5 protein-coding genes are annotated in these 2831 nt (G+C 63.0%); 1 reads left to right on the top strand and 4 read right to left on the bottom strand.

Features of this window, described 5'->3' with window-relative positions; translation table 11 throughout:
* Window positions 1-165 precede the first annotated feature (165 nt).
* On the top strand, window positions 166-942 hold the full coding sequence (locus WCB02_RS09310; RefSeq protein WP_423957714.1) for a DUF2189 domain-containing protein: 777 nt from the start codon (window positions 166-168) through the stop codon (window positions 940-942).
* A gap of 163 nt (window positions 943-1105) precedes the next feature.
* Here WCB02_RS09310 and WCB02_RS09305 read toward each other — a convergent pair whose 3' ends face one another.
* From WCB02_RS09305 to WCB02_RS09290, 4 genes are all read right to left on the bottom strand, one after another.
* Window positions 1106-1618 (bottom strand): SRPBCC family protein, encoded by a 513-nt coding sequence (locus WCB02_RS09305; protein WP_423957712.1) that lies wholly within the window; start codon window positions 1616-1618, stop codon window positions 1106-1108.
* A 2-nt stretch (window positions 1619-1620) separates the two neighbouring features.
* Window positions 1621-1779 (bottom strand): hypothetical protein, encoded by a 159-nt coding sequence (locus tag WCB02_RS09300; RefSeq protein WP_423957710.1) that lies wholly within the window; start codon window positions 1777-1779, stop codon window positions 1621-1623.
* Window positions 1780-2100: 321 nt separating this feature from the next.
* On the bottom strand, window positions 2101-2571 hold the full coding sequence (locus WCB02_RS09295; RefSeq protein ID WP_423957709.1) for an SRPBCC family protein: 471 nt from the start codon (window positions 2569-2571) through the stop codon (window positions 2101-2103).
* On the bottom strand, window positions 2564-2830 hold the full coding sequence (locus WCB02_RS09290; RefSeq protein ID WP_423957708.1) for an ArsR/SmtB family transcription factor: 267 nt from the start codon (window positions 2828-2830) through the stop codon (window positions 2564-2566). Before WCB02_RS09290 ends, WCB02_RS09295 begins: the two co-directional genes overlap by 8 nt.
* Between the last annotated feature and the right edge of the window lies 1 nt (window position 2831).

Genomic DNA, 2831 nt, shown 5'->3' with positions numbered 1-2831 from the left:
TCGCGCGAACGCGCGCCCGATGACAGGCTCCGCGCCGTCAGGCGGGCGGGGACCATCTGGTCTCATACCCGCCTGTTTGCGCGCGCCGAATTGACCAAGATCAACACACGGTCGCGCGCTGTCTGCGCCAATATAAAAAACGAACATAGACGGGAGAAAACGCCGATGTCGATTTCGGGCAAGGTCGATCCGGTGGTGCGGCGCATCACGATGGCCGATATCGCCGAGGCGCTGGTCGCCGGCTTGCGCGATTTCCAGGCGCTGCCGCTCTATGGGCTGGCGTTCGGAGCGGTCTATGCGCTGGGCGGCATCCTGATCGTGCTGTGTTTCACCGCATTCGGCATGGTCTATCTGGTCTATCCGCTCGCCGCCGGCTTTGCCTTGATCGGGCCGTTCGTGGCAATCGGCCTCTACGAGGTCAGCCGCCGCCGCGAAGCCGGTCAAGCGGTTTCGCTGCGTGGGATCTGGTCGACCGTGAGAACGAGCGGCGAAATCGGCTGGATGGCCTTCGTCAGCTTGTTCTTTTTCATGATCTGGATGTACCAGGTGCGGCTCCTGATCGCGCTGCTGCTCGGGCTCAACGCGTCGTTTTCGAGCATGCGCGAGTTCATCACCGTGGTAACGACGACCAGCGACGGGCTGCTGTTTCTGGCCATCGGCAATCTCGACGGCGCTGCGCTGTCGCTGATCCTGTTCTCGCTGACCGTGGTGTCGTTCCCGCTGCTGCTCGATCGCGAGGTCGACTTCGTGACCGCGATGGTGACGAGCGTCCGTGCGGTGGTCGCGAGTCCGGTGCCGATGATCGGCTGGGCCGCATTGATCGTGATCCTGCTGATCGTCTCGGCGATCCCGTATTTCCTGGGACTGATCGTGACGGTGCCGGTGCTCGGCCACGCGACCTGGCACCTCTATCGCCGCATCGTCGTGCCGGCTGTGGCTTAGCCACCGTCTCCGGGGCCATTGCCACCGGGTCGCGCGAATGCGCGCCCGAACACAGGCTCCGATGGCAAGCTCCCGCATCGAACCCCGAATCTCGGGAGTCTCCGACGTGCAATTGCACATCGTGGTTCGCGCCGGCGCGCCCCCGGAAGGGCGATTTTTGTTGCTATGGCGTCTTGATCCCCATCGCCTTGAGCGCCGCCAGCATGCGCTGCGGCGGGGCCATCTGGACCAGCAGCGGCTTGCCGGTTTCCAATTGGCTCTTCAGGCTGGACAGGATCGCGGGCCAGCCCTCGCGTCCGCCGGACAGGATGTCGTCGCTGAGCGGGCGGTCATGGGATTCGATCATGGTGAGGCGGACCGCGTCGCCTGCGGGCTCGATTTCGTAGGTCACCAGCGTCGGTCCGAGTTTCTCGATCAACTCCGGCCAGTTGACGTTGAAGGTCACGGTGAGCTTTTTCGGCCGCTCGCATTCGATCACCTCGCCGCTGATATGCAGCGCGCCGCCGGGCGTCCGCACGATGTAGGCGCCGCCGACCCGCAGATCGACCTCCACGGTATTGCCGAAGAAATATTTGCCGCTGTGTTCGGCTGAGGTCAGCGCCTCCCAGACCTTTTCGGGCGTGGCGGCGATGTAGATCGTATAGACGGTCGCGGGCTTGAACTGATTGGTATCCATGATCAAAGCCCCCCGATGCCGGGCGCTGAGGTCGGGATCGCAAGCGCCGTCCCGGTTTCCAGCAGGCTCTTCAGGCTCGACATGATTGCCGGCCATCGCCTGGAGATGCCGTCCGGCGTGGTCTCGAAATAGGTCACGTCAACGAATTCCGGCCTTGGCATCGTCAACTCCTCGTAACGTTCAGCTGGCGTTGGTTCAGCGCTGCCGGGTCATCGGCAGCGACGCACCAGTCTCCAGCATGGTTTTCAGGTTCGACAGGATGGCGGGTCAGCCGGCGCTGATGCCGCGCAGTATCTCGGAATCGAGGTCGCTGTGGGTTACGGTCAGCCTGGTCGAACCGATCTGCTCCTCGATCGTGAATGTCACCTTCGACACCTTGTCGGTGCCGGCCCCAATAATCCCTGGTCATCTCGGGATCGATCAGCGCGTCCCAGACTTTTTCGCAGGGCGCATGGATGTGGATGACGTGGACATAATCCGGCTTAGCCACAGGCCGCCTCCCGCTCGACTGCCGAGCGCGGATCGATGTCAATTGGGCGGCCGGTTTCCAGCAGGCTCTTCAGGCTCGCCATCACCATCGGCCAGCCGACCGAGATGTTGCGCAACGTCACGCCGCCTTCGTCGAGATCGTCGTGGGTGACGGTCAGCTTGACGATCTTGCCGTGCGGTTCGAGCTGGAAGGTGACGCGGGAGGTGCGCTCGCGTTTTTCGGCAGGCGAACAGGAGTCCCAGCTGTAGGCGAGACGCCGCGGCGGATCGGCCTCCAGCACCTTGCCCTCGATGGTCGGCGCACCCTGCTTGGCGAATTGATAGGGCGATCCCACCGTCCAGTCGGACCGCACCCGATGACCGAACCAGTAGCGCTCGGTGAAGTCGCCGTCGGTCAGCGCCTGCCAGAGCTTTTCGAGGCTGGTTTCGATGTAGGTGGTGTAGACGAATTCCGGTTTACTCATCGCGTTTCTCCAATTGCTTCTTCAATTCGCTGAGCGCGGCGAGTTTGCCGCGCTCGAATTTCCTGATCCATCGCTCGCCGATCTGATGGATCGGGACCGGGTTGAGGTAGTGCAGCTTCTCGCGGCCATGCCTGAACGTGGTCACGAGATTGGCGTCTTCCAGAATCGCAAGGTGCTTGGTCACGGCCTGCCGTGTCATGGCGAGGCCGTCGCAGAGTTCGCCCAGCGTCTGTCCGTTCCTGTCGTGAAGCCTGTCCAGC

It is taken from the genome of Bradyrhizobium sp., assembly GCF_049581145.1.
Lineage (GTDB): Bacteria > Pseudomonadota > Alphaproteobacteria > Rhizobiales > Xanthobacteraceae > Bradyrhizobium.
Note: the sequence above shows the minus strand (reverse complement) of the source record. Positions and strands in the feature narration are given on the sequence as shown.

Coding starts and splice junctions, on each gene's coding strand:
- WCB02_RS09305 (WP_423957712.1), bottom strand. CDS start 1,618: ATGGATACCAATCAGTTCAAGCCCGCGACCGTCTATACGATCTACATC.
- WCB02_RS09310 (WP_423957714.1), top strand. CDS start 166: ATGTCGATTTCGGGCAAGGTCGATCCGGTGGTGCGGCGCATCACGATG.
- WCB02_RS09295 (WP_423957709.1), bottom strand. CDS start 2,571: ATGAGTAAACCGGAATTCGTCTACACCACCTACATCGAAACCAGCCTC.
- WCB02_RS09300 (WP_423957710.1), bottom strand. CDS start 1,779: ATGCCAAGGCCGGAATTCGTTGACGTGACCTATTTCGAGACCACGCCG.